The 23,295-nt window shown below is 47.1% G+C and carries 20 protein-coding genes and 1 pseudogene; 14 read left to right on the forward strand and 7 right to left on the reverse strand.

The window, feature by feature from the left end; all coding sequences use genetic code 11:
• The first annotated feature begins 81 nt into the window (after nt 1-81).
• From ACFQI7_RS08840 to ACFQI7_RS08860, 5 genes and pseudogenes are all read left to right on the forward strand, one after another.
• On the forward strand, nt 82-507 hold the full coding sequence (locus ACFQI7_RS08840) for an NUDIX hydrolase (RefSeq protein ID WP_218099411.1): 426 nt from the start codon (nt 82-84) through the stop codon (nt 505-507).
• A 477-nt stretch (nt 508-984) separates the two neighbouring features.
• A complete protein-coding gene (locus ACFQI7_RS08845) occupies nt 985-2,004 on the forward strand; it encodes a Gfo/Idh/MocA family protein (RefSeq protein ID WP_218099412.1) in 1,020 nt (339 codons plus the stop codon).
• A 399-nt stretch (nt 2,005-2,403) separates the two neighbouring features.
• A pseudogene (locus ACFQI7_RS08850) lies at nt 2,404-2,636 on the forward strand (hypothetical protein); the annotation flags it as partial.
• 286 nt (nt 2,637-2,922) lie between these two features.
• Nucleotides 2,923-4,137: a formaldehyde dehydrogenase, glutathione-independent gene (gene fdhA / locus ACFQI7_RS08855; RefSeq protein WP_218099413.1), complete on the forward strand. Its 1,215-nt coding sequence runs from the start codon at nt 2,923-2,925 to the stop codon at nt 4,135-4,137.
• 588 nt (nt 4,138-4,725) lie between these two features.
• Nucleotides 4,726-6,159: an MATE family efflux transporter gene (locus ACFQI7_RS08860; RefSeq protein ID WP_218099414.1), complete on the forward strand. Its 1,434-nt coding sequence runs from the start codon at nt 4,726-4,728 to the stop codon at nt 6,157-6,159.
• Nucleotides 6,160-6,563: 404 nt separating this feature from the next.
• Here ACFQI7_RS08860 and ACFQI7_RS08865 read toward each other — a convergent pair whose 3' ends face one another.
• Nucleotides 6,564-7,298 carry a YheC/YheD family protein gene (locus ACFQI7_RS08865; RefSeq protein ID WP_218099415.1) on the reverse strand — a complete coding sequence of 245 codons (735 nt, stop codon included), beginning with the start codon at nt 7,296-7,298 and terminating at the stop codon, nt 6,564-6,566.
• Nucleotides 7,299-7,434: 136 nt separating this feature from the next.
• On the opposite strand from ACFQI7_RS08865, the gene ACFQI7_RS08870 reads away from it, so the two are divergent.
• From ACFQI7_RS08870 to ACFQI7_RS08885, 4 genes are all read left to right on the forward strand, one after another.
• Entirely contained in the window at nt 7,435-8,421 is a 987-nt protein-coding gene (locus ACFQI7_RS08870; RefSeq protein ID WP_218099416.1) for a CapA family protein, read from the forward strand.
• 669 nt (nt 8,422-9,090) lie between these two features.
• The gene (locus ACFQI7_RS08875; RefSeq protein WP_218099417.1) at nt 9,091-10,431 is read left to right on the forward strand and encodes an ABC transporter substrate-binding protein; all 1,341 of its coding nucleotides are present in this window, start codon (nt 9,091-9,093) and stop codon (nt 10,429-10,431) included.
• A 50-nt stretch (nt 10,432-10,481) separates the two neighbouring features.
• The gene (locus ACFQI7_RS08880; protein WP_230415005.1) at nt 10,482-11,591 is read left to right on the forward strand and encodes an SGNH/GDSL hydrolase family protein; all 1,110 of its coding nucleotides are present in this window, start codon (nt 10,482-10,484) and stop codon (nt 11,589-11,591) included.
• A 369-nt stretch (nt 11,592-11,960) separates the two neighbouring features.
• Entirely contained in the window at nt 11,961-12,434 is a 474-nt protein-coding gene (locus tag ACFQI7_RS08885; protein ID WP_218099418.1) for an SRPBCC family protein, read from the forward strand.
• Between the two features lie 76 nt (nt 12,435-12,510).
• On the opposite strand, the gene ACFQI7_RS08890 is transcribed toward ACFQI7_RS08885, so the two are convergent.
• Nucleotides 12,511-13,380, reverse strand: coding sequence for an AraC family transcriptional regulator (locus tag ACFQI7_RS08890; RefSeq protein WP_218099419.1), 870 nt, complete (start codon nt 13,378-13,380; stop codon nt 12,511-12,513).
• A 289-nt stretch (nt 13,381-13,669) separates the two neighbouring features.
• On the opposite strand from ACFQI7_RS08890, the gene ACFQI7_RS08895 reads away from it, so the two are divergent.
• From ACFQI7_RS08895 to ACFQI7_RS08910, 4 genes are all read left to right on the forward strand, one after another.
• Entirely contained in the window at nt 13,670-14,923 is a 1,254-nt protein-coding gene (locus ACFQI7_RS08895; protein WP_218099420.1) for a phosphodiester glycosidase family protein, read from the forward strand.
• Between the two features lie 26 nt (nt 14,924-14,949).
• Complete coding sequence (locus ACFQI7_RS08900) at nt 14,950-16,293, forward strand: ABC transporter substrate-binding protein (RefSeq protein ID WP_218099421.1); 1,344 nt, start codon at nt 14,950-14,952, stop codon at nt 16,291-16,293.
• Nucleotides 16,294-16,610: 317 nt separating this feature from the next.
• Complete coding sequence (locus ACFQI7_RS08905) at nt 16,611-17,225, forward strand: PH domain-containing protein (RefSeq protein WP_218099422.1); 615 nt, start codon at nt 16,611-16,613, stop codon at nt 17,223-17,225.
• A gap of 700 nt (nt 17,226-17,925) precedes the next feature.
• Nucleotides 17,926-18,456: an MFS transporter gene (locus tag ACFQI7_RS08910; protein ID WP_230415025.1), complete on the forward strand. Its 531-nt coding sequence runs from the start codon at nt 17,926-17,928 to the stop codon at nt 18,454-18,456.
• A gap of 280 nt (nt 18,457-18,736) precedes the next feature.
• On the opposite strand, the gene ACFQI7_RS08915 is transcribed toward ACFQI7_RS08910, so the two are convergent.
• From ACFQI7_RS08915 to ACFQI7_RS08925, 3 genes are read right to left on the reverse strand one after another with little or no spacing between them, the layout of a single operon-like run.
• Nucleotides 18,737-19,558, reverse strand: coding sequence for a hypothetical protein (locus ACFQI7_RS08915; RefSeq protein ID WP_218099423.1), 822 nt, complete (start codon nt 19,556-19,558; stop codon nt 18,737-18,739).
• On the reverse strand, nt 19,527-20,051 hold the full coding sequence (locus ACFQI7_RS08920) for an RNA polymerase sigma factor (RefSeq protein ID WP_218099424.1): 525 nt from the start codon (nt 20,049-20,051) through the stop codon (nt 19,527-19,529). Before ACFQI7_RS08920 ends, ACFQI7_RS08915 begins: the two co-directional genes overlap by 32 nt.
• A 45-nt stretch (nt 20,052-20,096) precedes the next feature.
• Nucleotides 20,097-20,282 (reverse strand): hypothetical protein, encoded by a 186-nt coding sequence (locus tag ACFQI7_RS08925; protein WP_452457814.1) that lies wholly within the window; start codon nt 20,280-20,282, stop codon nt 20,097-20,099.
• Between the two features lie 190 nt (nt 20,283-20,472).
• Between ACFQI7_RS08925 and ACFQI7_RS08930 the strand changes: the two genes are divergently transcribed.
• Nucleotides 20,473-20,649 carry an NUDIX domain-containing protein gene (locus ACFQI7_RS08930; RefSeq protein ID WP_218099643.1) on the forward strand — a complete coding sequence of 59 codons (177 nt, stop codon included), beginning with the start codon at nt 20,473-20,475 and terminating at the stop codon, nt 20,647-20,649.
• 277 nt (nt 20,650-20,926) lie between these two features.
• Here the strand turns inward: ACFQI7_RS08930 and ACFQI7_RS08935 are convergent, their stop codons facing one another.
• Complete coding sequence (locus ACFQI7_RS08935) at nt 20,927-22,519, reverse strand: MFS transporter (RefSeq protein ID WP_218099425.1); 1,593 nt, start codon at nt 22,517-22,519, stop codon at nt 20,927-20,929.
• A complete protein-coding gene (locus tag ACFQI7_RS08940; protein WP_218099426.1) occupies nt 22,516-22,686 on the reverse strand; it encodes an SRPBCC family protein in 171 nt (56 codons plus the stop codon). The genes ACFQI7_RS08935 and ACFQI7_RS08940 overlap by 4 nt, the downstream gene beginning before the upstream one ends.
• Between the last annotated feature and the right edge of the window lie 609 nt (nt 22,687-23,295).

The following is a 23,295-nucleotide window of genomic DNA, read 5'->3' on the forward strand; positions in this document are numbered from 1 at the left end:
TTGATAACAAACGGCTATCGTCGTAAAGCTTACGGGCAGTATACCGCAATAGGAAATTATTTAAAAAGGGAGGACGATGAAGTGGCACCAAAGCATATAGTTTCTGCGGCAGCAATTGTAGTTAATGAGCGTAACGAAATATTATTGATAAAAGGACCTAAACGAGGATGGGAAATGCCGGGAGGGCAGGTTGAAGAAGGTGAATCATTGAAAGATGCAGCGATAAGGGAAACAAAGGAAGAGAGCGGTATAGATATAGAAGTGACAAAGTTTTGTGGTATTTTTCAAAATGTAAGTGCTTGTATTTGTAACACTTTATTTTTAGGCAGACCAGTCGGAGGAGAATTAACAACTACTATTGAGTCTTTAGAAGTAGGATATTTTCCAATCGAGACAGCATTAGAGATGGTAAATTGGGGAAATTTTAAGCAAAGAATTGAGCTTTGTTTGAATGAAGAACTTCATCCTTTTTATGTTGAATTTTCCATTCCGCTTAAGGATTGCTAGAGCGCCATAAGTTTTTTCCGTCAGACCGCGTAACCCTAACGGGTACCGAGGGAGTTCAATGAAATAGCGACAGTCTAGGACTTTATTTTCTCGTCCATGACTGTTGCTGTTTCAATTTCTAGGATCAATCTAATACTTTTTTACGGAGTCTGTCGGTTTTCTGATTTGAAAAGCCGCGTGGACTAAGCACATTCAGTCCGATTTTTTCATCCGGATGCGCCGTGGGGCTCCTGAAATATACGCCGTTCCGTACTGCGCAGGAGAGGCTAACAAGGCTATTGAGCAGTTTAAGCAGAAGGTAAAAAGAGGTAAGGTCCTGTGGGCGTCTCGATCGGGGCGGTGGAAGAAGGAGGGATGGATAACTAAATAACGGCGAAGCATCTTGACGGATTTTGTTCAGTTCGATTCGAGAGGAAAATTATTCCTCAGCGGCGAAGTTATGTATCGTTCTTACCATGTATTCAAGGAGTGGAATCCATGTCAACCAACCAAACCAAAATTCGTGGAGCGGTAATCGGGTACGGCGGCGCCTTTAATATGGGGAAATCGCACGGCAATCACATGAAACGCGTAGGCTTTGAATTTTCGGCGGCTTGCGATTTGGATCCAGCCAGGATGGAACAGGCGGCACAAGATTTTCCCGGTCTGCGCACGTATACCGACGTTCAGGATTTGCTCGCTCAGCCGGACATTGATCTCGTTACGGTCATAACCCCGCATAATACGCATGCGGCATTAGCCGAGCAGGTGCTATTAAACGGCAAGCACTGCATTTTGGAAAAACCGATGTGCATCCATGCCGATGATGCCGACAAGCTCGTCAAGTTGGCCAAAGAGAAAGGGCTCATGCTTTCCGTTTTCCATAACCGGCGGTGGGATGGATGGTATTTGACGGTCAAGGATTTGATGGAAAAAGGAGTGATCGGTGACATTTTCCATGTGGAGATGTTCATGGGCGGCTACAGCGCTCCAAAAGAGTGGTGGCGGGAAAATAAAGAAATTTCCGGCGGTGCGTTTTACGATTGGGGTGCCCACTACATCGATTATTTGCTCGGGATCGTTCCCGGCAAAATCAGATCGGTACGCGGGACGATTCACAATCGGGTATGGCACCAGAAAACGAATGAGGATCAGGTCGACAGTATGATTTTTTTTGAAAACGGTGCCATCGCTCACGTTGAGATTTCCTCCATTGCCCGCGTCGGCAAGGCACGATTCCGCATTCTGGGAACGAAGGGGGCCGTTGAAGTGATCAATACGAAAGATGGGAAGCTGAATTTGTACACCGACGCGGACGGGCAAAACCAGCTGTCCGAAGTGGAATTTTTGAAGGACCGCCAATCCGCTTACTATGACAACATCGCCGATTATCTGTTGAGGGGGGCCGAGCTGATCGTAAAACCGGAGGAAGCCCGCCGCATCATTGCGGTCATCGAGACGACGGAGCGGTCGGCCAAGGAAGCTAAAGAGCTGCCAGTGCCTTACGAGAATGAATGAGCTTTGAACGGTAGAGCCTGCAAATACTTAAACCTGACGGATTGCAATGTGTCGGTGCTTACTCGAGTTTAGGTAGTCGTCTGCAGATTTTTCCATAAAGATAAGGAACCATGATCATGAGATCCGATACTGCATCTGCCCCAATCTGTCATTTCGAACGCCTCCTAAAGAGAATCATTTTGCTTCATTGGACCCTTTGCTAATGTTCACTTATTTTGGATAACGGTTTACGGTGCGGTGCCGAGTGGAAAGAGCAAAGCAGTTGTCGCATAGATTCCATTGCGATGACTGCTTTTTGTAATGTAACAAAAATAAAACAAATTGTTGTGATAGCGCTTACCTGTTAAAATTATATATAAGGAATATATGGGAACGTCACTTTGGAAGTGAGGTGGTTCTATGGGAAGCATCAGGCATAGCGGCCGTATCCGGTTGCCGGTTAAGCCGGATCCGAAACTGTGGGTGAGCTTGATGCCTTTTGGGTTCAGAAAACTGAAGCCGCGGCATATTCACCAAACGCTGAAAGTCGCTTTGGACAATCGGATCAACTCCCTTATGCGTATCGAATCTTGACGCAGGGAGTATGCGACGGGTGCGCCTTGGGTGTAGCGGGATTGCAAGATCGGACCTTGGAAGAAAGGCTCAATGCTCTGGACAAAATCTAATAAAATCCAATGGGATGAGCCGAAGGCGAGCTTAAGATGTGTAAACGGAGCGGAGGAAAAGCTGCTTCTTGTTTAAAAAGGCGCGAGATTGGACGGCTATGCGGGGTCACGGCAAAGGTGCCGGTCCGGTTGAAATGAATGTAAGGAGGTGATGCCTGAATACTGTTCCGGATGATATCCGTACGGCTCTATACAGCATGATCTGCTCTCATGGCTAAAATACCACATTTTTAGTGAATAGGAGAATGAACTCATGGCAGGAAATAGAGCGGTTGTTTACACTGGACCGGGCAAAGTAGAAGTATCCGACATTGATTTTCCGGGTTTGGTTTTGAGGGACGGTCCGGGCGTGAATCCGAGAAATGTCGGCAGAAAATGCGAGCACGGTGTCATTCTTAAAGTCGTTTCAACGAACATTTGCGGAAGCGATCAGCATATGGTAAGAGGAAGGACAACCGCGCCGAGCGGTTTAGTGTTAGGGCATGAAATTACCGGTGAGGTTATCGAACTGGGCAGGGATGTGGAATTTATAAAGAAAGGCGACCTCGTATCTGTCCCTTTCAACATTGCTTGCGGCAGATGCCGGAGCTGTAAAGAACGGAATACGAATGTTTGCCTCAATGTGAATCCGGACCGGCCGGGATCGGCATACGGTTATGTCGACATGGGCGGCTGGGTCGGCGGACAATCGGAATATGTGATGGTCCCGTACGCCGATTTCCAGCTGTTAAAGTTCCCGGACAAAGAGCAGGCGATGGAGAAAATAAGAGACCTTACGATGCTGTCCGATATTTTCCCGACAGGATACCATGGGGCTGTAAGTGCAGGTGTCCGCCCGGGATCTACCGTTTATGTAGCGGGAGCCGGCCCGGTCGGTTTGGCGGCCGCTCATTCCGCCCAACTGCTTGGAGCGGCGGTAGTCATTGTCGGGGACTTGAACGGCGAGCGGCTTGCACAGGCAAGAAGCTTCGGCTGCGAGACCGTTAACCTTAGCGAGCATGCGAACCTCGGAGAGCAGATCGAGCAAATTCTCGGCGTGCCCGAAGTGGACAGCGCCATTGACTGCGTAGGATTCGAAGCGCACGGCCATGGGCACGGACATACGGAAGCGCCTGCGACCGTACTGAACTCCATTATGGAAGTGACCCGGGCCGGCGGACGACTCGGCATTCCCGGACTTTATGTAACGGGGGATCCCGGTGCGATTGATAACGATGCGAAAGTGGGTACGCTTAAAATTCGTTTTGGCCTCGGTTGGGCCAAATCCCATACGTTCGTAACGGGACAAACGCCTGTCATGCAATACCACCGGGAGCTGATGATGTCGATTCTGAACGGAAAAGCCCAGATCGCAAAAGCGGTGAACGCGACCGTGATATCGCTGGACGATGCGCCAAGAGCTTACCAAGAGTTTGATAAAGGGGCGGCGAGGAAATTCGTGATCGACCCTCATGGACTGATCAAATAAGTTAGTATTACATCAAAAAAAGCTGCTTCCACCGTAGAAAGAAATACGGAATGATGAGCAGCTTTTATTTTGCGCCTTTCGACCGTTAAATTTACAGGCCCATGCGCGTTATAGCTCCTTCAAACGATACGTCCACACGCTGATCGGCGGCCTCGTTCCACAACTGCGGACGAGATGAGTTCTTGTCGTTTAACGGGTCAAGTTCTATCAACATATTATGGACGGGAGATGATACCAAAATTCTCCTAAACTAAAACGAATTATCATTTGTCCGACGACATAAACATAGGTGCTTTGAGATCCCCGTTAATTGGGGATTTTTTATTTGAAAGTACATATGATTGTGTCGCAATGTCACGACATAAACATATGCGCATAATCGCGAAGGATTTGATGTGTAGGATCCGTTACAAAAAAGTTAAAGTCTATGCAACCCCCCCAATGTAACATCTTAAGTGGCTAGCACCCCATAGTTCCGAGTGGTATGCACAGCAGAATGCTGCTGGGAGCGATAGCCAATTTTTGGTGATCATTCACAGCGATTAATGTTAATATATATTTAAAACATGTTGACGAAGGGAGAGAGCTATGAGTCCACAGTCCGATGAAGAGGTTGACGAACGTCTAGCCAAACAGAAAAGCCCGAAAAGAATTCTTGATCCGCAGCAATTGTTGAGATTGGAATCAGGAGGAACGAAAGAAATACGAAAGGTCATTCGCCAGCTTGTCGGTCCGTCGCTTATCGAGAACATTCTGCTGAATGTGCTTCAGATGATTGTGATGATCATGGTCGGGCACGTTGGGGCGGAGGCGGTAACTGCTGTAGGCTTAACTAATCAGCCCATTTTTTTCGCATTGGCGATTTTTATGGCACTCAATATCGGAACAACGGCAATCATCGCCAGAGCGATGGGAGCGGGAAATGTAGAGGAAGCGAATCTGGCGGCCCAGCAAACTTTTATCCTCAGTCTGTTACTTTCCGTTGGAGTCATTATTCTTAGTTATTTGTACGCGGAAAACATCATGATATTCATGGGTGCTACGCCGGAAGTGCTGCAAGAAGGAGTCGGCTACGCGCAGATCATGTTTCTTTCGCTCGGTTTTACGATTTTGTCGATGAGCCTTTCTGCTGTGCTACGTGGAGCCGGAGATACGCGTACGCCAATGAAAATAAATGTACTTTCGAATATCATTGTTGTGGTGCTCGGCTATCCTCTCATTTACGGAATTGGCTCCATCCCCGGCCTTGGCGTTGCGGGAGCCGCTATTGCTACAGCTCTGGCTAAAGCGTTTGCGGCACTATGGGTGTTGAAAGTGCTGTTCGGAAAAGGCTCGTACATCAAGCTGTCTTGGAGCCAAGTATGGACCTTCGATTATCCGACGATCCGCCGGCTTGTAAAGATCGGTTTGCCGTCCATGGGTGAGCAGTTTGCCATGCGATTGGGCCAGCTTGTATTTACGATCGTAGTAAGCGGTTTGGGAACAGCAGTTTTTGCTGCACATACTATCTGCTTCAATATTATGGGGTTTTCCTTTATGCCGGGTATGGCTTTCGCGCTTGCCGCCAGTACGCTTGTCGGGCAAGGCCTGGGTGCTGGCAAGCCTGATTTGGCTGAAAAATTCGGTTGGGAGACCCAGCGATTCGGCCGAATGTTCGGAGGGATAACAGGCGTCTGCTTCATAATACTGGCTCCGTACATTATGATGTTGTATACAAACGATCAGACCGTCATCAACGCAGGGAGCAGCGCATTAAGAATTATCGGATTTATTCAGACTTTCCAGGCGACGCAATTTATATTGGCCGGAGCGCTGCGCGGGGCGGGCGACACCAAAATTCCGCTGATTTCGACTTTTGTCGGCGTCTGTGTTTTCAGAAGCTTATTAGGCTTGCTTTTTGTAATCGTTTTCAATTGGGGGATTATCGGCGCTTATTTATCGATTGCGATCGACCAAATCGTGCGAACAGCCATTATTTTTTACCGTTATAAGAGCGGCAGATGGAAAACGGCGGTTGTATAGGGTATTGGATTCCTGCTCTTAGGTGTTACCGCTGTTCCCATGATTTGATACTGTCCGAGCTAGATCGGGGCTTTTAACAATTGAATCAATTTGTATAAGCAGGATATCCCGCACATCTGGGACTCGATACTCTTATCTAGATAAGACCGGATATTCTCAGCCAGCTTCATTATGCTCTTCAGTCTGGGAATGAGTGAAACAAATTTTACGGATGAGACGCGATAAAAACCCACAATAGTAAGGCTGCCACCGGCAGCCTTACTGTGCTCACGGGCAGGCTTGAAGTGCGGCGGCTAATCTGCAATAAAAAAATCGTTCAATGATTACTAATGGGCAAGGTCGGAAAAAAATATTGCTTGCACATTGATTGACGCAAGCGGGACCCGGGAGATCAAATCACCAAATCATTTTCGGAGAGGGGAACATTTATTATACAGTTTACGCAAACATTTCCAGCATATTTTTTCCGGTCGCGTGTTCGCTTCGATCAACCACGGTTTTAGTTTATGGTCCAATCCGACATCGATCCCAAATAGTCGAATGCCGGTATATTTAGGTTCCAATCGAACGCATACGCGCCTCCCGAGCTCGTTAAGCTTTTTAATGATTGTGGCTTTCGTCGCTCGGTCGGTGTATTGGGCGAGCAAATCGTCGATCGATACTGCAGTTCCTCCGCTGCGGATGTTCGTTACAATTTTTTTCGGGTTTGCGGCGCGACCGACAAATCCTTCGTTCAACCAAATGTTGTTCCGTTGCTTGGTCATCATTAATCGCACGTCAAAAGGACGTTTTTTCCATTGGAGCAGAGGTATCGCCTGTTGTACGAGATAATCCGGACGAGCTCGGTTTTTCATTACATAAGCGTAAAGCAGATCGTTTGAAAAAAGCTTTTTTTGGCTGCTCCCTTTATGCACGACAAAGGCGGGCTCTTTTCCATCGGCGATAGAATGAACCCGCATTATTCCGATACCGAAAGCTCCCACATTCGGCTTTAAGTAAACCGCCTTATACTTGGAGAGCATGCTAAGCAGGTTTCGTTTGTTCAATTTCTTCGTATCGGGAAGGTGGCCCATCAGCTTATTGTCCTTTTTTAGCTCCAGATAATGTTCCCATTTGATCCCTTTTCCCGGTTTATTCATAAAAATCAGTCTCCTCGCTCGGGTGTTCCTATACTATATTCACCGTCATGCAGACGGATTGTAGGCCATCGTCCAATGAGCGAACAATCCGCCTTGGCTTGAATATGTTGAGCGTAGGAAAGATAGGGGTGGAGCCATGAAAATAACGATTGCTATCGTCGGAGATCTGTTGATGAAGAGTGAAATCATATCCTCGGCCAAACAGCAGAGCGAATACAAGTTTGAACGAATTTTCAGCAAGGTAAAGCCTTTTTTAAACAAACATGATGTAACGATAGGTAATTTGGAGACGACGTTCTCCGGCACAAGGAAGCTTGGGGTAGTCCGAAAGTGTCCTACAGGCAATTGCCCGAATGAGCGTCGCAATCCGCACACCGGCCGTCCGGTATTCAATTGTCCCGACGAGCTTGCTGCTGCTCTTAAAAGCACTGGGTTTGATGTATTGACCACAGCAAACAATCATTGTATGGACGGCGGAGCTGCCGGATTAAAGCGAACATTAGCCGTCCTCGATAAACACGGATTGAGGCATACCGGAACGTACCGTACATTCGAGGAATCGAAGAGGTATTTAATTTTACATGTGAAGGGTGTTAAAATTGGGGTTTTAAGCTATACGTCGGGAACGAACTCCATTTCTGTACCGCACCGGTGGATGGTCAATTGCATCAATCCAAATAAGATGGCATCGGATATTCGTAGATTGAAAGACAAGACGGATTTTATAATCGCGTACTTGCATTTCGGGAAAGAGTATCGCTCGTCGCCAACCCATAAACAAAAACAGTTGATACATTTTTTATTCAAACAAGGAGTTAACGTCGTCTTGGGCGCACATCCTCACGTGCTCCACCCGGTTAGCGTAAGTCAGGAGCGGGACATCCAAGGTCAACTGAGGCGACGAGTCGCCGCATCGTCTCTAGGCAATTTTGTGTCTACGCGCTTGAGAAACGATAAGAATACTATACGGGGAAAAATTTTGATCCTGACCCTAAAGAAACAGCAGGGAGGGGTAACCGATGTAACCAAAGTGGAGCACATGCCTACAATTGTCGAACAGACAGTTAGAAAAATGGGGACTTTCTATAGAGTTGTGCCTGATCGAAGTCGCGATAATGCTTGATCTCAGCTGTGCTCACTGGGATAAATTTATGAACTTCGAATCACCAAGACGAATTGAAGAATTTTGTGATGGAAAAATCATAATTAATTCTCAACAATCAAGTTAAAATTCTGCGGAATAGCTGATAACAGGGATATGCTTAATTTCTTGGCTGCCATCAGGCAGCCATTTTTTTGTAAATTTACAATTACCGTAATTTTATAGAACAGATATCATAAGAAACGACAAAATTAATTCCAGAAGGCGGCATTTCTTATTTACAAAACGGTTCGATATATCGCTTGAAAACCGACAAAACAAGTTACAGTTCACATTGTGTTGTTGTGCAACGGAAAATTAGTGAAATTTATTTCAAATGAATTGAAGTGGGTTGAACTTTGTCGTAAAATAATAATTAATCAAATTGATTTATTAATTTGAGTTGATGCAGGAAGCGGATGCGATGACCGAAACGAACAGAATGGCGGGGGGATCGCTTATCGGTTTGAACATGATGAGGAGGAAGGGGTACAAAGTTCGTCGTAGAAGCCGCCGACCGGAAAGGAAATCCGGCCGTTCCGGCAGCAGTCTAGAGCTTTTACGGTGAGAAAAGAAACATCATAGAGCATAGCAATGTACCGCGGTATTTTCATGATGCAATCATTATTAATCGTAAAGGGTGAAATTATCATGATGAACAAGAAACGTTTCACGATCACGCTGACCGCCACGCTCGCTGTTGCGATCACGGTAGCAGGCTGCGGCAAGACGGATCAGCCGAAGGCGACCGATGCCGGGACCAAACCGGGCAAGGCGGAAGAACTTGTCATTACGGAGCCGGTGACGGTCAAGCTTTACTCTCACTATGCAGCCATCAACACGCCGGCTGATGTGGATGCACTGTTTGGTACCATCAAGAAAAAGCATCCGAACATTACGATCGAGCTCATTAAAGGCACCACGCTGGACAAAATGATTTCCGCCGGCGAAGTGCCGGATTTGATCGCGACGTCACATTTTTATATGGGCGGGCTGCTTCCGCTTGAAGTGGGCAGCGACATGAACGATTTCGTGAAAAAATACGACGTTGATCTGAACCGCTTCGAGCCGCAGGCCATTAACGCCATTAAGATGTACGGCAAAAAAGGCGAGCTCTTCGGCATTCCTTATACGCTGAACTACGGTGTACTAGCATACAACAAAGACATCTTCGACCGATTCGGCGTGCCTTACCCGAAAGACGGCATGACGTGGGAAGAGACGATCGACTTGGCTGCCAAAGTCACCCGCATGGATAACGGCAACCAGTACATCGGACTTGATCCGGGCTCCGAGCGGACGTTTGCCCGCGGCTATTCACTCGGCACGATCGACAAGAATGGCAAGCCTGCTTTTGATTCGGACGGCTACCGCAAAGTATTCAATCTATTGGAAAAGATGTACAACATTCCGGGATATATTGGACCAGGAAATAAATGGCAGTACGGCATCGACTATTTCCTGAAGGATCAGAAGCTTGCGATGATGCAAACGTGGCTCGCAGCTCTGACAAGCCGTCTGCCGCAGCTGAACGAGCCAGGCAAGGGCTTTAACTGGGACGTTGCCGGTCACCCTGTATTTAGCGATAAGCCGGGGCTCGGCAGAGAGCTCACGTTCCAGTCCTTTATGGTGCCGCCTACCGCCAAAAATAAGGAAGCGGCGTATCGGATCATTCTGACGATGATCAGCGACGAGTCGCAAGCGGAGATGAACAGAGGCAACAACCTGACCATCCTGAATAATGAAGAAATGAAGAAGCAGTTTGCCTCCAGCACCGATATTTATAAGGGCAAAAACCTTCCGGGCGTATTCAAGGTGAAGCCGGCGCAGGCTCCGATTCCGTCTCCGGAGTACGACGAAGAGAACTATAAGTTTTTGAGAGAGTCGCTGCTCGATATGATCTTGAACAAAAGAGACGTCAACACCGTTCTTCGTACGGCGCAGGAGAAATCGGAGAAATACATTCAATCCGAGCAGGCTCGGAATAAATAAAAATTCATAGATTGCGGTTGATGCAAAATGTTTATGGAAGGATTGGTAATGTGGAAAAAAGAGAGAAGGACCCGATAGAGCTGTACGATCCCGGAATGCGTCCCAATGAAAAGTTCGATGGCTCGATTCGTTGGTATTCCCCTATGGATCAGCCTTTTCAGATTTCCGGGTTGGCTTGGTTTGAGCAAGAAAGAATCTATCGCAGATTGCCGACTTTGCCGCTCGGAGCCGTGCCGGAAGCCGTCGATCGCTTAGCCAATCATACAGCAGGAGGACAAATCCGGTTTCAGTCGGACTCCACTTCTCTATCGGTAAGGGTGAAGCTGAAAGGCAAAGCCAATATGGTCCATATGCCGGCAACCGGACAATGCGGCGTCGATTGCTACGTGGGTTCTCCCGACACCCTCCTTCCCTTGCGATACGGCAACACAACGAAATATGATCTCACTCTCACCGAGTACGAATGTGCGTTATTTACCAATTGGAATGCTTCGATGCGTAATATCGTCTTAAACTTGCCGCTCTATCAAGGGGTGGAGGAGATATGGATCGGTTTGGATGAGGGCGCGGCCGTAACGGCTCCCCCCAGCTACGCTTCCGGGAAAAAAGTAGTCATCTACGGAACCTCGATTACGCAAGGCGGCTGCGCTTCGCGGCCTGGCATGGCTTATACGAACATCTTGAGCCGAAGAATTCCGCTGGAATTTATTAATCTTGGTTTCTCTGGAAGCGGCAAGGGAGAGCCGGAGGTTGCCGAAATCATTTCGCAGATTCATGACCCTGCGTGTATGGTCATTGATTATGAAGGCAATTGCGTGAGCACCGAACTTTTCCGTAAGACACTTCCGGAATTTATTAGAATTTATAGAGAAGCTCATCCGGTAACACCAATCTTGGTTGTCTCACGAATTCGTTACGCGCGTGAGGAGCTGACCCCACACTTGCACGAGGCCAGAATGGAACGCAAGCGTTTCGAACAGTCTCTCGTTAACAAGTTGCGGGAGCAAGGTGACTTGAATATTTATTTCTTCGACGGCTCCGGATCGCTCGGTAATGAAGATTTCTTCGAATGCACAGTAGACGGCTCGCATCCAACGGATCTTGGTTTTCTTCGGATGGCGGACGCAATGGAGCCAGTTCTAAAAACACTACTTTTATAAAATCTACATAGCGCACAATCAAGCCGGCAGCGATTCGCAGCCGGCTTGCCGTGATTTTAATACGACTTTCCAAGCGTGGCGTAGACCTCGCACCAGCAGTACATTTCCAAAGCGATTCTCCATAGAGGGAGTTTTTTGAATCAATTATTAAGGAAATCTGGCGTTTTCGATGTAATGATTGGGGTTATTCAAGAGAGCAATCTGAAAGAAATCAATGCATTATTTATTTGCTAAGATTGAAAAGAGGAGTTGATCAATGATGACTGTAAAACTTACCCCTTATATAAATATGGAAATGAATGTAGGGGAAGCTACTTAATGATATAGGTTCCAACAAGTCAAAATCAAATTTATTTTGGAGGGATGGACATGAACCAAAACGACGCAACAAACAAAAGCGCAACGCAAGTAGGTGAACGCGAGATTGTGATCACCCGCGTATTTGATGCTCCACGCGATCTTGTGTTTGATGCTTGGACGAAAGAGGAGCACCTGTCGAAGTGGTGGGGACCTCGAGGTTTTACGACGACTTTTCAGAAGTTTGATATGAAACCGGGCGGAACATGGCAGTTTATCATGCACGGTCCTGATGGCGTTGATTTTCCAAACACCAACGTTTTTGTCGAGGTCGTTAAACCCGAGCGAATCGTCATCAAACATGCTGTGTTTCCCCATTTTCTTGCGACAGCAATCTTTGAGGATCTGGATGGTAAGAGCAAGCTCACTTATAGCACAGTTTTTGAAGAAGATGCCGCTGTATTCGATAAGGTGAAAACATATGCCGTCCCAGGTGCCGAACAGACCATGGATCGTCTTGAGGAGCATCTGGCCAGTATGTCTTAATATTGTCTAGAAACACCTGCCCCCCGCTTTTTGCTGCTCTATTGAATGGGTGCCAGCCTGCTGTACAAGTTCCGTTCTAAGGTCTGCCCCATTCCATCATTTTTTTCCGGAATTCGTTCGGGGAGCACTGGTTGAATCGCCGGAAAATTTTATAAAAATGCCCCATATTCTCCATCCCGATCAATTCCGCCACCTGCTCGTTGCTGATATCCTCCGTCAATAAGATCCGCTCCGCCATCTTGATCCGCCGGTCATTCACGTAATCGACAAATGACATGCCCGTCACTTTTTTGAAGCATTTTATAAAATGATGATAGCTGATGTTAGCGATCGCGCAGGCATCCTTGATTTCAAGTTTGCGGTTCAAATTTTGCTCGATAAAATCAAGTACCGGTTTGAGGCGATTGAATTCCTTTTGATCGTGAATCTGAAGTATATTGCGTGTATCGCTGCGCAGAAGCGTAAGAAAGATTTGGCGTATATGCATGCTGATAGCCAATTCGTAGCCGGATTGTTTGTCAGATGCTTCTTTGTATATATGTTCGATGGACTGGATGACCGCTTGTTTGGCCGCGGCATTTTCGGCGAAAATGTAATTCAACTTACTAAGCGGCAAGTTCATTCTCAGAAAAAATTTGATGTACTGTGCATTTGCCGGATCAATGTACTGCTGGAAGTCGAACTGAAAGACGAAATATTTCACAAGGCGGGAATAGTCTTGGTGCAGCTCGTTGGAACCGATAATAACAAGATCTCCCTGCATTAGCGGGTACATTTCCTTATCGATGTAAACATCAAGCCCGCCTTCCAATATGTACAGCATCTCGATTTGTTTATGGCAGTGCCAAAAGTTCAAATAACCGTCAGGTTTTTGATGGAGGAATATGCGCATCGGAACTAGCGGGTTCTCGTATCTCAGCTTTTCATGAAGAATCGGAAAGTTCATATTCATCCTCCTCCCATACTTCGAAATTCGCAAAATCGCGTACGATTAAAACTAAAATGCGACTAGTCCTGTTTCCATAATAATGATTTACTACATATTATAAACATTCCGGTACCGACATAGAAGATCAATCAAGCAAAAGGGGGGATGACCAGGTAAAACGCAGCTTATCCCGGTTTTCCTTCCATATTTTTTAAAGAGAAAGGTGAGGATGTCCATGCTGTCCACGCTTCGATTACATAAGCGTTTCATAATGCCAGCTGCTGTTGTATTCCTATCGGGGATCTTTTTGACCGTTTCGTTGACGTATGACCGGGCTTATAGTAAAACGAACCAAGAAAACTCGCTTTCGGATCAGTTTCTTGTCACGTTAGGAGCAAATTACGAAAGAAAAACGGTAGAATTCGATACGATGTTCCGTTTTCGCGACAAATCGCAGCCGGATAACGGCCAGAAAAAAGGGCACATCCAAGAAGGCAGCAGCATTACGAATGTCATTAACAGCATGAAAATTGATACAAATCAACCTCAGATTAAACTGGAAGTTGTTTCACCGGGCGGGATTGTTGCAGCGAAAGATACGGTTACGAATATGGCGCTGCAAAACGATCGTGAAGGCCACAGGGTGATCGCCGGCTTCAATGCGGACTTTTTTGACGTACCGACGGGGGTCCCTTTGGGAGTACAAGTAACCGACGGCGAGGTGATGACGTCGCCGGTCGGGAATACAAGCACAAATCTTGCGATCATGGAGAACGGTTCTTTCCGACTCGGCGGCGGCATAGCCGTTCGTTCATCGCTCCAAGCGGAAGACGGAGCGTCACTCGAGCTCAGCGGCGTCAATAAAATCAGAACGACCAGCCTTACGAATCACGCCTTTCTCATGACCGAGCGGTTCGGAAGCAAGACGATGTCTGCGGGGACGAAGGGGGTGGAGGTCGTAATTCGTCCGTCCGAACCGAATGTGAAGCTGCGGCCGGGCCAAATGGTTCAAGGTGTTGTCGAAGCGGTTTATACTACAGTGAATAATAATATTCCTAAAGGAAAATTCGTCCTGACGGCAAGCGGAAGCAAGTCGGACTGGGTCAAACAACATGCCGGTGTAGGGAAAACCGTATCATTCCAAATCGATTTCGGCAGCGAACTGAATAATGCCCGGTATATGATGGGAGGGGCGAATCATCCGAACGCGATGGTTTTGCTGGAGAACGGGAAGCTGACGAAAGAAGTAACAGATATCCTGAACGCGCGGATATTGGATCATCACCCGAGAACAATACTTGCCTCAAAGGGATCGGACTTGTACGTCTTTGAGTTTGACGGGCGGCAGGAAGGTTATTCGGACGGCTTGTCTTATCTGGAGGGAGCCGTGTATATGCAGTCGTTAGGCATGGAGCAGGCGATTAATATCGACGGAGGCGGATCTTCTACCTTTGTTGTCCGCAAACCGGGAGAAACTGGGCTGACGGTCATGAACCGGCCTTCTGACGGAGAAGAGCGGCCGATCGGCAACGCGCTGATCGTTGTTTCTACCACTCCATGATTGATTTGATGAGGGGGGCGCTTTGGATGATTCGCAGTCATGCAAGATCAAGGTCGATTTACTTGTTTTCCATCATGCTTGCTTTCCTCGCGGGGTGCAGCTCCGGTCAAACGAACGAACCGGGCAGTATGCCGAAAGCGGCGGGTGAGACGACAGCGCTGTCCGGCAAAAAACAAATAGCGGACGGCAAGCCGGTTACAATGAAAGTGTTTCAATCCAATGCAGGCATTACAGATCAGGAGTTTCAGGAACTTTTTGCCCTACCCGTCAAAAAGAAATATCCGAACGTCATACTGGAAATGGTACGGAGCGGAAAAGGGACGACGATTCAAGATTTGATCAGCACGAATAACGTTCCAGACCTCATCTATACGACTTCGCTGGATATGACGCAGTTTGTTTTGCTGGAAGTACTGGCCGATCTGAATGAATTGGTACGTAAATCAAATTTTGACCTGAATCAATTCGAGAAAAATCCGATCGATTCCATCAAGCTTTATTCCGATCGCGGCCAGCTGTTTGCGCTTCCGCTGCGGCTCAATTGGAATGTTCTGTACTATAACAAAGCGATTTTTGACCGGGTTGCGCTTCCTTATCCGAAAGACGGCATTACGTGGGAAGAGGTCATCGATACCGGACGGAAAATTGCTGCCAAGGACCCTAGCTATTTGACTGTCGATCCTAACGGTCTGCGGCTTGTCGCACAAAATATGCTGGTTCCATTCGTAGATCCGAAAACCGATAAATCAACCGTATCGTCCGACGAGTGGAAATATCTTTTCGACCTGTTTCAATCGATTGAGAACATTCCGGACAACAAGAAATCAAAGAAAGGCGTAGACGGTTTCGAGAAAGATCAGACGATTGCGATGTATGGCTCGTCCGGCGGGCGATTGGCCGAGTTTGAAGATCTGTTACAGCAGGGGAAAATGCCTGACTGGGACATGGTGACTTATCCGATTCGCAAAGACGCTTCCACGAAGGAACAAGTAACGCAAGCCCATATACTCGCGGTATCCTCCATGTCCAAAAACAAAGAGGATGCTTTCGAGATCGTCTCGTTCCTCACTACGAATCGGGAAGCGCAGGAAATCATAGCCCGAAACGGTTTTTTGCCGGCGCTAAAAGACCCTCAGCTGAAAGAACTGTTCGGTAAAAATCTAAAATCGCTTCAGGGTAAAAACATTCAGGCGGTCTATAAAAACAATTACGGTTCGATGGCCAAACCGACGAAGTACGATGATATCGTAAAGACGGCAAACCAGAACGCTTTTAACAAAATGATTAAAGAGAAGCTGGATCGGAACACGGCGGTTCGTATCGCTCAGGAGGAAGCCGACAAGGCAATTGCCGGCGAAAAAATGAAGTGATCTTATCGTTGGCAGCGATTATTGTACCCCGAAATATTCGGGGTATTTTATTTGACCGGACATACAAAAATGGACGCCCGCTTTTTTCGAATTATCGCCTAGGCGGTGCCCCGTCAGGGGCATGGATGGAAAGTACTGAAAAAGGGCCGAAGCTTTGCGCTGAGTCCTTACAGTGATCCGGGTGAAAACATGGCAGCTTTAATTATATTAAGGGCTGGGAAAAGTTCGCGATATTGCCTGCACTGTTGATGCTCCGTTACAATAGAAGTTGGGATGGAACCATTTAGCAATAATTTTCACTTGAGAGGATGAGGACTGTGTTTAAAAAACTGGCGGCAGATGCGTTGGGATTAAGCGATATCGGTAAAGTCATCGAGCGAAAGGACTTCGACAAAGTCGATGCTGACGATTATGTCATGCATGAGGATGGGGAGCAAATTTACTTCATCATTAAATCGAAGAAAGACGAGTACTGCTTTACCAATCTCGCATTGATCCATCTTGACGGTGAGAGTGCCATCAGCAGCAAGCGTATCCTGAAGCGCTACAGCTACACTGCCAATGAAATTTCGAAAGTATATTTAGAGACTGCAGGGACGGTTGATTTGGACATTGAGATTAAATTCCATATTGGCGACGTAAGCTTCTCCATAGACGTCGATAAGAGGCAAATTGAACAGATTAAGGATCTGTATAAAGCATTAATCAAAATTTCAGAAATTGTTGCGACTAACGACCAGCTATATGTGTATGCCATGTCAAGCGTACAAATAGCAAAGGAGAGCATCGGCCGTATTTCCACTCAGAGTGCATCAGCCACAGAGCAATTCAGTGCTATCAACGAAGCAGCGTATAACTGGTTGAAATCGAAACACGCCGAGCATAAAATCAAAGACTTTGGTTCTGTATTCGAAAAATACATCAATCAGTAAGGATATCCGTTAAAGAAAATAACAATGAATATTTTGCTTTGCTGTAATTTAGGCTTTCGTCCAGCAATCGAAAAATGAGAGTATATCTTCAGGCTGCCGAATATTCGGCAGCCTGTTTGAGTAACGGGAAGTTTAATTGATTTAAGGAATTTTTCAGGTCGTATCCGACGGCCGACGTGAACATCGGTGTCCACCCCGGATCCGTATATAGATGGAATATTATTTAACTTTTCCTAAAATTAAGCGAGTGCTTTTTCATATATAAAGACATTGAAACCGTCAATTATTGCCGCTCCTTTATGCTGATAACCGTTATTCGCAAACAGTTTTTGAGCGCCCGTTTGATTCGTAAGCGTGTCTAAAATGAGGTGGCTGATGCCAAGTTCCTTGGCTCTTTGCTCCAAGCTCGAAAGGATTTATTGACCGAAGCCTTGTTTCTGTCAAGGAAGGAATCTGCGGCTGCACAACGCTCGGACGCGATGAAGTCGTGGGAGCCATTAGTTTCAATTAAGCACCATTCAAAAAAGCTTGCTGATCGCAACTCCTGTTTTGCTCGGATCCATATTGCGAATTCCTATGGGCATTTATACCGATCGTTACGGCGGCAAACGAGTATTTACTGCAACCATGCTGTTTCTTGCGTTTCCGTTAATGCTAGCGCAATCTCGGGGGAGCTGCTGCCAGCTTTACATTGCCTTTGATGTTTAACCGTTTCGGTCTGACCTGGGTATTCTGGAGCTTGTCGATCATGATCGTCATCGTATCGGCCATCTTTTGGATCGGAGCGAAAGATTTGCCCTCGCCGGCTGCGGTCAAGACATTTACACAATCTATGGCCGTTCTTAAAGATCAATCCACCTGGTATTTATCCATTTTTTACTTTTTGACATTTGGCGGATTCGTGGCTTTCGGAGCGTACTTGCCGACGTTTCTTAAGGAGTTATTCCAGCTGTCCGCGACCGACGCAGGCCTGAAAACAGCCGGATTCGGTGTGATTGCGACGCTTATTCGTCCGCTGGGCGGTTATTTGGCCGATCGCGTCGGTTCGCGTAGTATGCTTGGGATTGTATTTACCGGTCTGATCATCACTTCGCTCGCAATGGCGGCGTCTTTGCACCAGTTCACTTTATTCAGTGCGAGCTGTCTGGCTGCTGCAGCCTTACTGGGAATCGGAAACGGGGCTGTATTCAAAATGGTTCCCGAAGTATCATCAGGCAACACGGCGCAGTAACGGGTATTGTTGGCGCAGCAGGCGGTGTAGGCGGATTTTTCCCGCCAATTGTACTCGGCATCATTAAAGATTTGTCAGGCGCCTATACGCTTGGATTCATCATGCTTATGTTGGTTGCTTTAAAATACAGAGCACGGCCTCTTAACAGCACAATCGTTTATGGAGAACTCAAATGTAAATTGAAAAATGATTTCCATCCCGGCAACTGCACCAGGCATGTTAACATTCAGTGAGATATTTTTCACATTTAAATACCTTAAGAAAAAGCAGATAGCATTAGTCATGTCTTTGCAAGTTCCGCGATCAGTGTCCCGTCGGTCGTAAATGATAAATAAAGCGTTCTGGTCACTATTTTTTCGTTGTCGAAGCTAACGGTAACAGTGATCTTCTCATGGGGGAAATCGGCAGGATTGATGTCTGCATTAGCAGCCATCTTCATAGAAACATACCAGGGCTGCCAGCGGACTGCCAACGACTGATCGCCCCATTCTTTATAATAGACGGCGGTTACCTTATTGCCTTTTTGCTCATAAGAAAGGGGGCCGCTTTGCACCATTATTGATCCGACACCCGGCATTAACTTGGCTTCATTGCGCGCCCGGATATACTCAGGATCCGCATCTCTCATTATGATGTCTGTATAGGTCAATTCCCCAAGCTCGCTTATATATGTCACGGATTTAATATTGTCGCCTGATACAGAAAAATAATTGGAGCCATTCAAATAAGTGTTATATCTGGTCGTGCCATCGGCCTGTGGAATTGCTTGATCCCGTATTAGTCTTCCGAACGGAAGTTCGACCTGCGTCCCTTCTAAAATAAGTGTTCTACTGCCATCCATATCCGCGGCGTAGGCTACCATCGTGAACGAGAGTGGTGGTGGGCCTTCTCTGAGAACACTGCCGCCTACCAAAAAACATATAACAAGTACCGCCGCAGTTACGCTTATTTTGATATTTCGTCTGTTCCCCATCCCGAACCGAACACCTACGGAGGACTCTTCTTCTCGTTTACGACGCAATAGATCATTTAACATTCTAGCTTTCTGCGTTTCGCTGGGCGTTAGATCATCAATCGAGCTTTTCAACTGCGCTGTCTTCATAGGTATGACCTCCTGTAAGGTTGATTTGCAAATGGTTTCGTCCAATTCTCAACCGCGCGCGCACCGTACTATCCTTTATACCAATGAGGCTGGAAATTTCTTTGCTGGAATAGCCTTCATAGTAGAACAGATACAGAACAATTTTGTATTTATCAGGCAGCGCGAGCAACAGTTCCAATATTTCTCCTGATGGAGGTTTCTGTACGTAGAAACCTTCAAATATTCGGCTAAAGGCAGCCCGTTTTCGTTTCCACCAATATTTCAGCGCATTTTTGCAGTGATTTTGCGCTGTAACGATCAGCCATGCTTTTTCATGCTCTCCATCTTTAAATCTTGGCCCCGATCGGATCAGCTTCAGAAATACCGACTGAACGGCATCCTCCGTATCCGGTACGTTTTTTAGAAACATGTAGCAAACCCGATAGACCGTGTCTACCTGCCTTCTGTAAATATCTGCAATCTCTTCGTTTGTTCTCTGTAAAGGAACCTTCATGTTTTCCCTCCCTTCATACTTAACACAAAGCATAGTGCCAAAATGTTAAATCCGACAAAAGAAATGAGCGAAAAATTTTGGGCAGGCCCGGCTAGTGTTGAAGCGTAAACCTCGAAAATTAATGGCTTGAGCGGCATAGTTCTCCTTGGCAATGTCGATGCCAATGACAAGAGTGGAAGTGGAAATACGTTCTACACGTTGATTTTGAGCTTTAATTAGTCTAGACTTCATAATAACGCCTCCTAAGGTGAGTTCTGAGGGCTGCAACCCAGTACATACTCATCCTAGCGAGGCGTCCGTTTTTCTGCAAATTGAATATACTAACACCTACAGGAATGTTAACAGTAACAATAGTTCAATCAGAAAGGGAGCAGAACACCACGGTGATGCTCCTTGTTCGCGTTGAAGCAATGCACGTGCCATCGTTGAACGTGAACGGAAAACCGAAATTATTATCCAGACTCGTAACAAGCCTAACGAACCGAAACAGTTGGAGTTGCCGGGGGGCCAAGTGGAGAAATTCGAGTCGTTATTAGACACGCTACGACGCGAAGTGAAGGAATGGATTGATGGAGAAGATACGCGCAGATCGATCTGATGCAGTTTATTAACATCGACAGTGCCGCCATCATGTTTTATTTAAAACACCGTGTAAATATCCTGCCAGTTGCTGAATCAAAATAGATTACTTCAAGTTACGCTATCGAAGTTTCATTTGAGCGGATTGCAACGGCAGCTGCTCCCTGTTTTCATTAAAGTAACGGATACGATATCAATAAAGGATTCTTTTCAAACGATGAAGGAGCTGCCGCGGCAGCTCCTTTTGACATACTCACACAATGATCTGGTTTTGTAAGCATGACTATGTAGTGCAACTAATTTGATTCTTTGGTAGCGCCGGGTGCAACTTCTGTTATACTGTCGGCTTGGTTAGACTGAGTCTTTCCGATTGGTCGTACGTGCCGAAGCTGCGTAACGATAAGGACGATGATAGCGAGCATGATAGCGCCGCTGGCTGCTGCAACGGCGTGCATCCCGCTGGTAAAGGCTTCACGTGCACCAGTGAGCAGCGTCTTGCCGACTTGTTCGGAGAGGCCTTCCGCTATAGCCGTGGCCCCGGCCAAGCTGTCTCGGGAAGCTTGTACCGCGGACGCCGGCAAGTCGGCAGGAATAGAGTTTGCCATCTGGCTGCGGTAAACGACCGTGCCGATGCTGCCAAAGACTGCGATGCCCAGCGCGAAGGCGAACTCGCCGCTGGTTTGCAGCATGGAGGCCGCCGATCCCGCCTTCTCCGGCGGGGCTGAGCCGATGACAAGGTCGCTGGACAGGCTCGGGAGCGGGGCTGCACCTATATTGAAGCAGATGTACCCGAGCACCAGAAACGTGAGACCTGACTCTACTCCGACCTGAGTTAGGAGAAAACAGCCCATGGTCGATATCAGTAGTCCCGTTCCGATAAGACGCGCCGGTCGTATCCGTCGTGCGATTAGCGGTGAGAAGAACATACCGACCATTGAGGCAATTACCCCGGGGAGCGTATACAACCCTGCCTGAAGCGGCGACATTCCTTGCACAAATTGGAGGTACTGCGCGATAAAGAGTAAGGTCCCTCCTGTCAGTGTAATACCGAACATGCCTCCCAGTGCAGCGCTGAATCCGGGACTCGCGAGTAGGCGTAAATCGAGTAGGGGGTTCGTCAGCCTGCGCTGCCGCGACACAAACACCGTGCCTAGGACGACACCCGCTAGCATCAATAGCGCTGGCACCATCTGAAGGCCGTACTTGGCGATTTCCTTGAGGCCGTATATGATCGGTAGAATGGCGACCAGCGATAACGCAACACTGATCAAATCCAGCCGGCCGGATTCGGGGTGCCGGTATTCGGGCAGCAACATGGGTCCGGTTATTAGTAGAAGCAACATGACTGGCACGCCTAGAAGGAACACCGAGCCCCACCAGAAGTAATCTAGCATGATACCTCCAACCACGGGCCCGAGCGCCATGCCGCCCATAGAGCACGTTAACCATATGCCGATGGCAAAGGAGCGCTGCTTATGGTCACGGAACATGTTGCTGATCAAGGCTAGAGTAGAAGGCGATACTGTCGCTCCGGCTATACCGAGTATTGCGCGGGCCGCAATGAGCATCTCAGCGCTTTGGGAGAATGCAGCCAATATCGAGGCTATCATGAATGCGCTCCCGCCGATCAACAGCAGTTTACGGCGACCGATCCGATCTCCTAGTGTCCCCATGGTGATCAAGAACCCGGCGAGCATGAATCCGTAGATGTCGATGATCCACAACTGCTGAGCGCTATCGGCGCCGAGATCGACACCAATGTGCGGCAGCGCGAGAATCATTACGGAGAGATCGATCGAGACAAGGAGGGCGGGCAGGGCTAGTACTGCAAGCCCTGTCCATTCCATTATTCCAGCCTTCATTTCATTTCCATGCAAGGCGTTCTTCATTCGTTCTGCATCTCCAAACCCAGCTTATCTAACATAAATTTTGTGCCGTGCTCGCGATGTTCTGGTAGATCGTGACCATCGAAGAAAGCTCCTTGTTCAGTATAGATGAGTTGAGTTCCGTTGTCCGATCGCTTTATTTCTACATACTTTACAGATCGTTCATTCATGGTTTATTTGTCCTCCCTTGGGATACATCATCTGCATACTCGCCAAGATAATCGCTAAGTCGGTCGAGATCGGATTCCCAGCTCGCTTCCCGCTCGGCAAAATATTTATGATGGCTCGTCCTCATGGCGCTCAATATTTTAGTGAATTCTTGAACGTCCAACGGTTCTTTTCTCAATGACAGAATTTGCTGCAGGCGTGCAATATCGGATTCGGTATAGATTGATCATCCCCTTTTTGTCGCGCGAGGTTTTTACCGGTTTCCACATCATAAAACATTCCGTTACGTAAGCTTCAAGTGCAAAATGATTTTTTATATATTTTCATGAAAATGAAGTGTTTTTTTCAGGATCTGGGGAACTAACGACCCAATAACTCGATATGGCGTTAAAGCACGGAAGCAAACGCCAGAGAACTGCTCGCTCGGACCAGGAGACTCAAAGATAGCGTGGTATTTCAAGTGCGAAGAGCATTTCTTTGTAATGAGGATGCTTTTTTATCTTTGTCTAAAATCAAGGTGATATTGAATTTAATGATAAAAATATAATTATAATCGGTAATTATTTATTGCAAAACGATAAATTGTGTGCTAAAGTCAAACTAAATTTAAT

The organism is Paenibacillus allorhizosphaerae (assembly GCF_042659105.1).
Lineage (GTDB): Bacteria > Bacillota > Bacilli > Paenibacillales > NBRC-103111 > Paenibacillus_G > Paenibacillus_G allorhizosphaerae.

Bases quoted from the DNA above. Each gene is read 5' to 3' on its own strand.
- ACFQI7_RS08845 (WP_218099412.1), top strand. From the start codon at position 985: ATGTCAACCAACCAAACCAAAATTCGTGGAGCGGTAATCGGGTACGGC.
- fdhA (WP_218099413.1), top strand. From the start codon at position 2,923: ATGGCAGGAAATAGAGCGGTTGTTTACACTGGACCGGGCAAAGTAGAA.
- ACFQI7_RS08860 (WP_218099414.1), top strand. From the start codon at position 4,726: ATGAGTCCACAGTCCGATGAAGAGGTTGACGAACGTCTAGCCAAACAG.
- ACFQI7_RS08865 (WP_218099415.1), bottom strand. From the start codon at position 7,298: ATGAATAAACCGGGAAAAGGGATCAAATGGGAACATTATCTGGAGCTA.
- ACFQI7_RS08870 (WP_218099416.1), top strand. From the start codon at position 7,435: ATGAAAATAACGATTGCTATCGTCGGAGATCTGTTGATGAAGAGTGAA.
- ACFQI7_RS08875 (WP_218099417.1), top strand. From the start codon at position 9,091: ATGATGAACAAGAAACGTTTCACGATCACGCTGACCGCCACGCTCGCT.
- ACFQI7_RS08885 (WP_218099418.1), top strand. From the start codon at position 11,961: ATGAACCAAAACGACGCAACAAACAAAAGCGCAACGCAAGTAGGTGAA.
- ACFQI7_RS08890 (WP_218099419.1), bottom strand. From the start codon at position 13,380: ATGAACTTTCCGATTCTTCATGAAAAGCTGAGATACGAGAACCCGCTA.
- ACFQI7_RS08900 (WP_218099421.1), top strand. From the start codon at position 14,950: ATGATTCGCAGTCATGCAAGATCAAGGTCGATTTACTTGTTTTCCATC.
- ACFQI7_RS08910 (WP_230415025.1), top strand. From the start codon at position 17,926: ATGTTTAACCGTTTCGGTCTGACCTGGGTATTCTGGAGCTTGTCGATC.
- ACFQI7_RS08915 (WP_218099423.1), bottom strand. From the start codon at position 19,558: ATGAAGACAGCGCAGTTGAAAAGCTCGATTGATGATCTAACGCCCAGC.
- ACFQI7_RS08920 (WP_218099424.1), bottom strand. From the start codon at position 20,051: ATGAAGGTTCCTTTACAGAGAACAAACGAAGAGATTGCAGATATTTAC.
- ACFQI7_RS08925 (WP_452457814.1), bottom strand. From the start codon at position 20,282: ATGAAGTCTAGACTAATTAAAGCTCAAAATCAACGTGTAGAACGTATT.
- ACFQI7_RS08935 (WP_218099425.1), bottom strand. From the start codon at position 22,519: ATGAAGAACGCCTTGCATGGAAATGAAATGAAGGCTGGAATAATGGAA.
- ACFQI7_RS08940 (WP_218099426.1), bottom strand. From the start codon at position 22,686: ATGAATGAACGATCTGTAAAGTATGTAGAAATAAAGCGATCGGACAAC.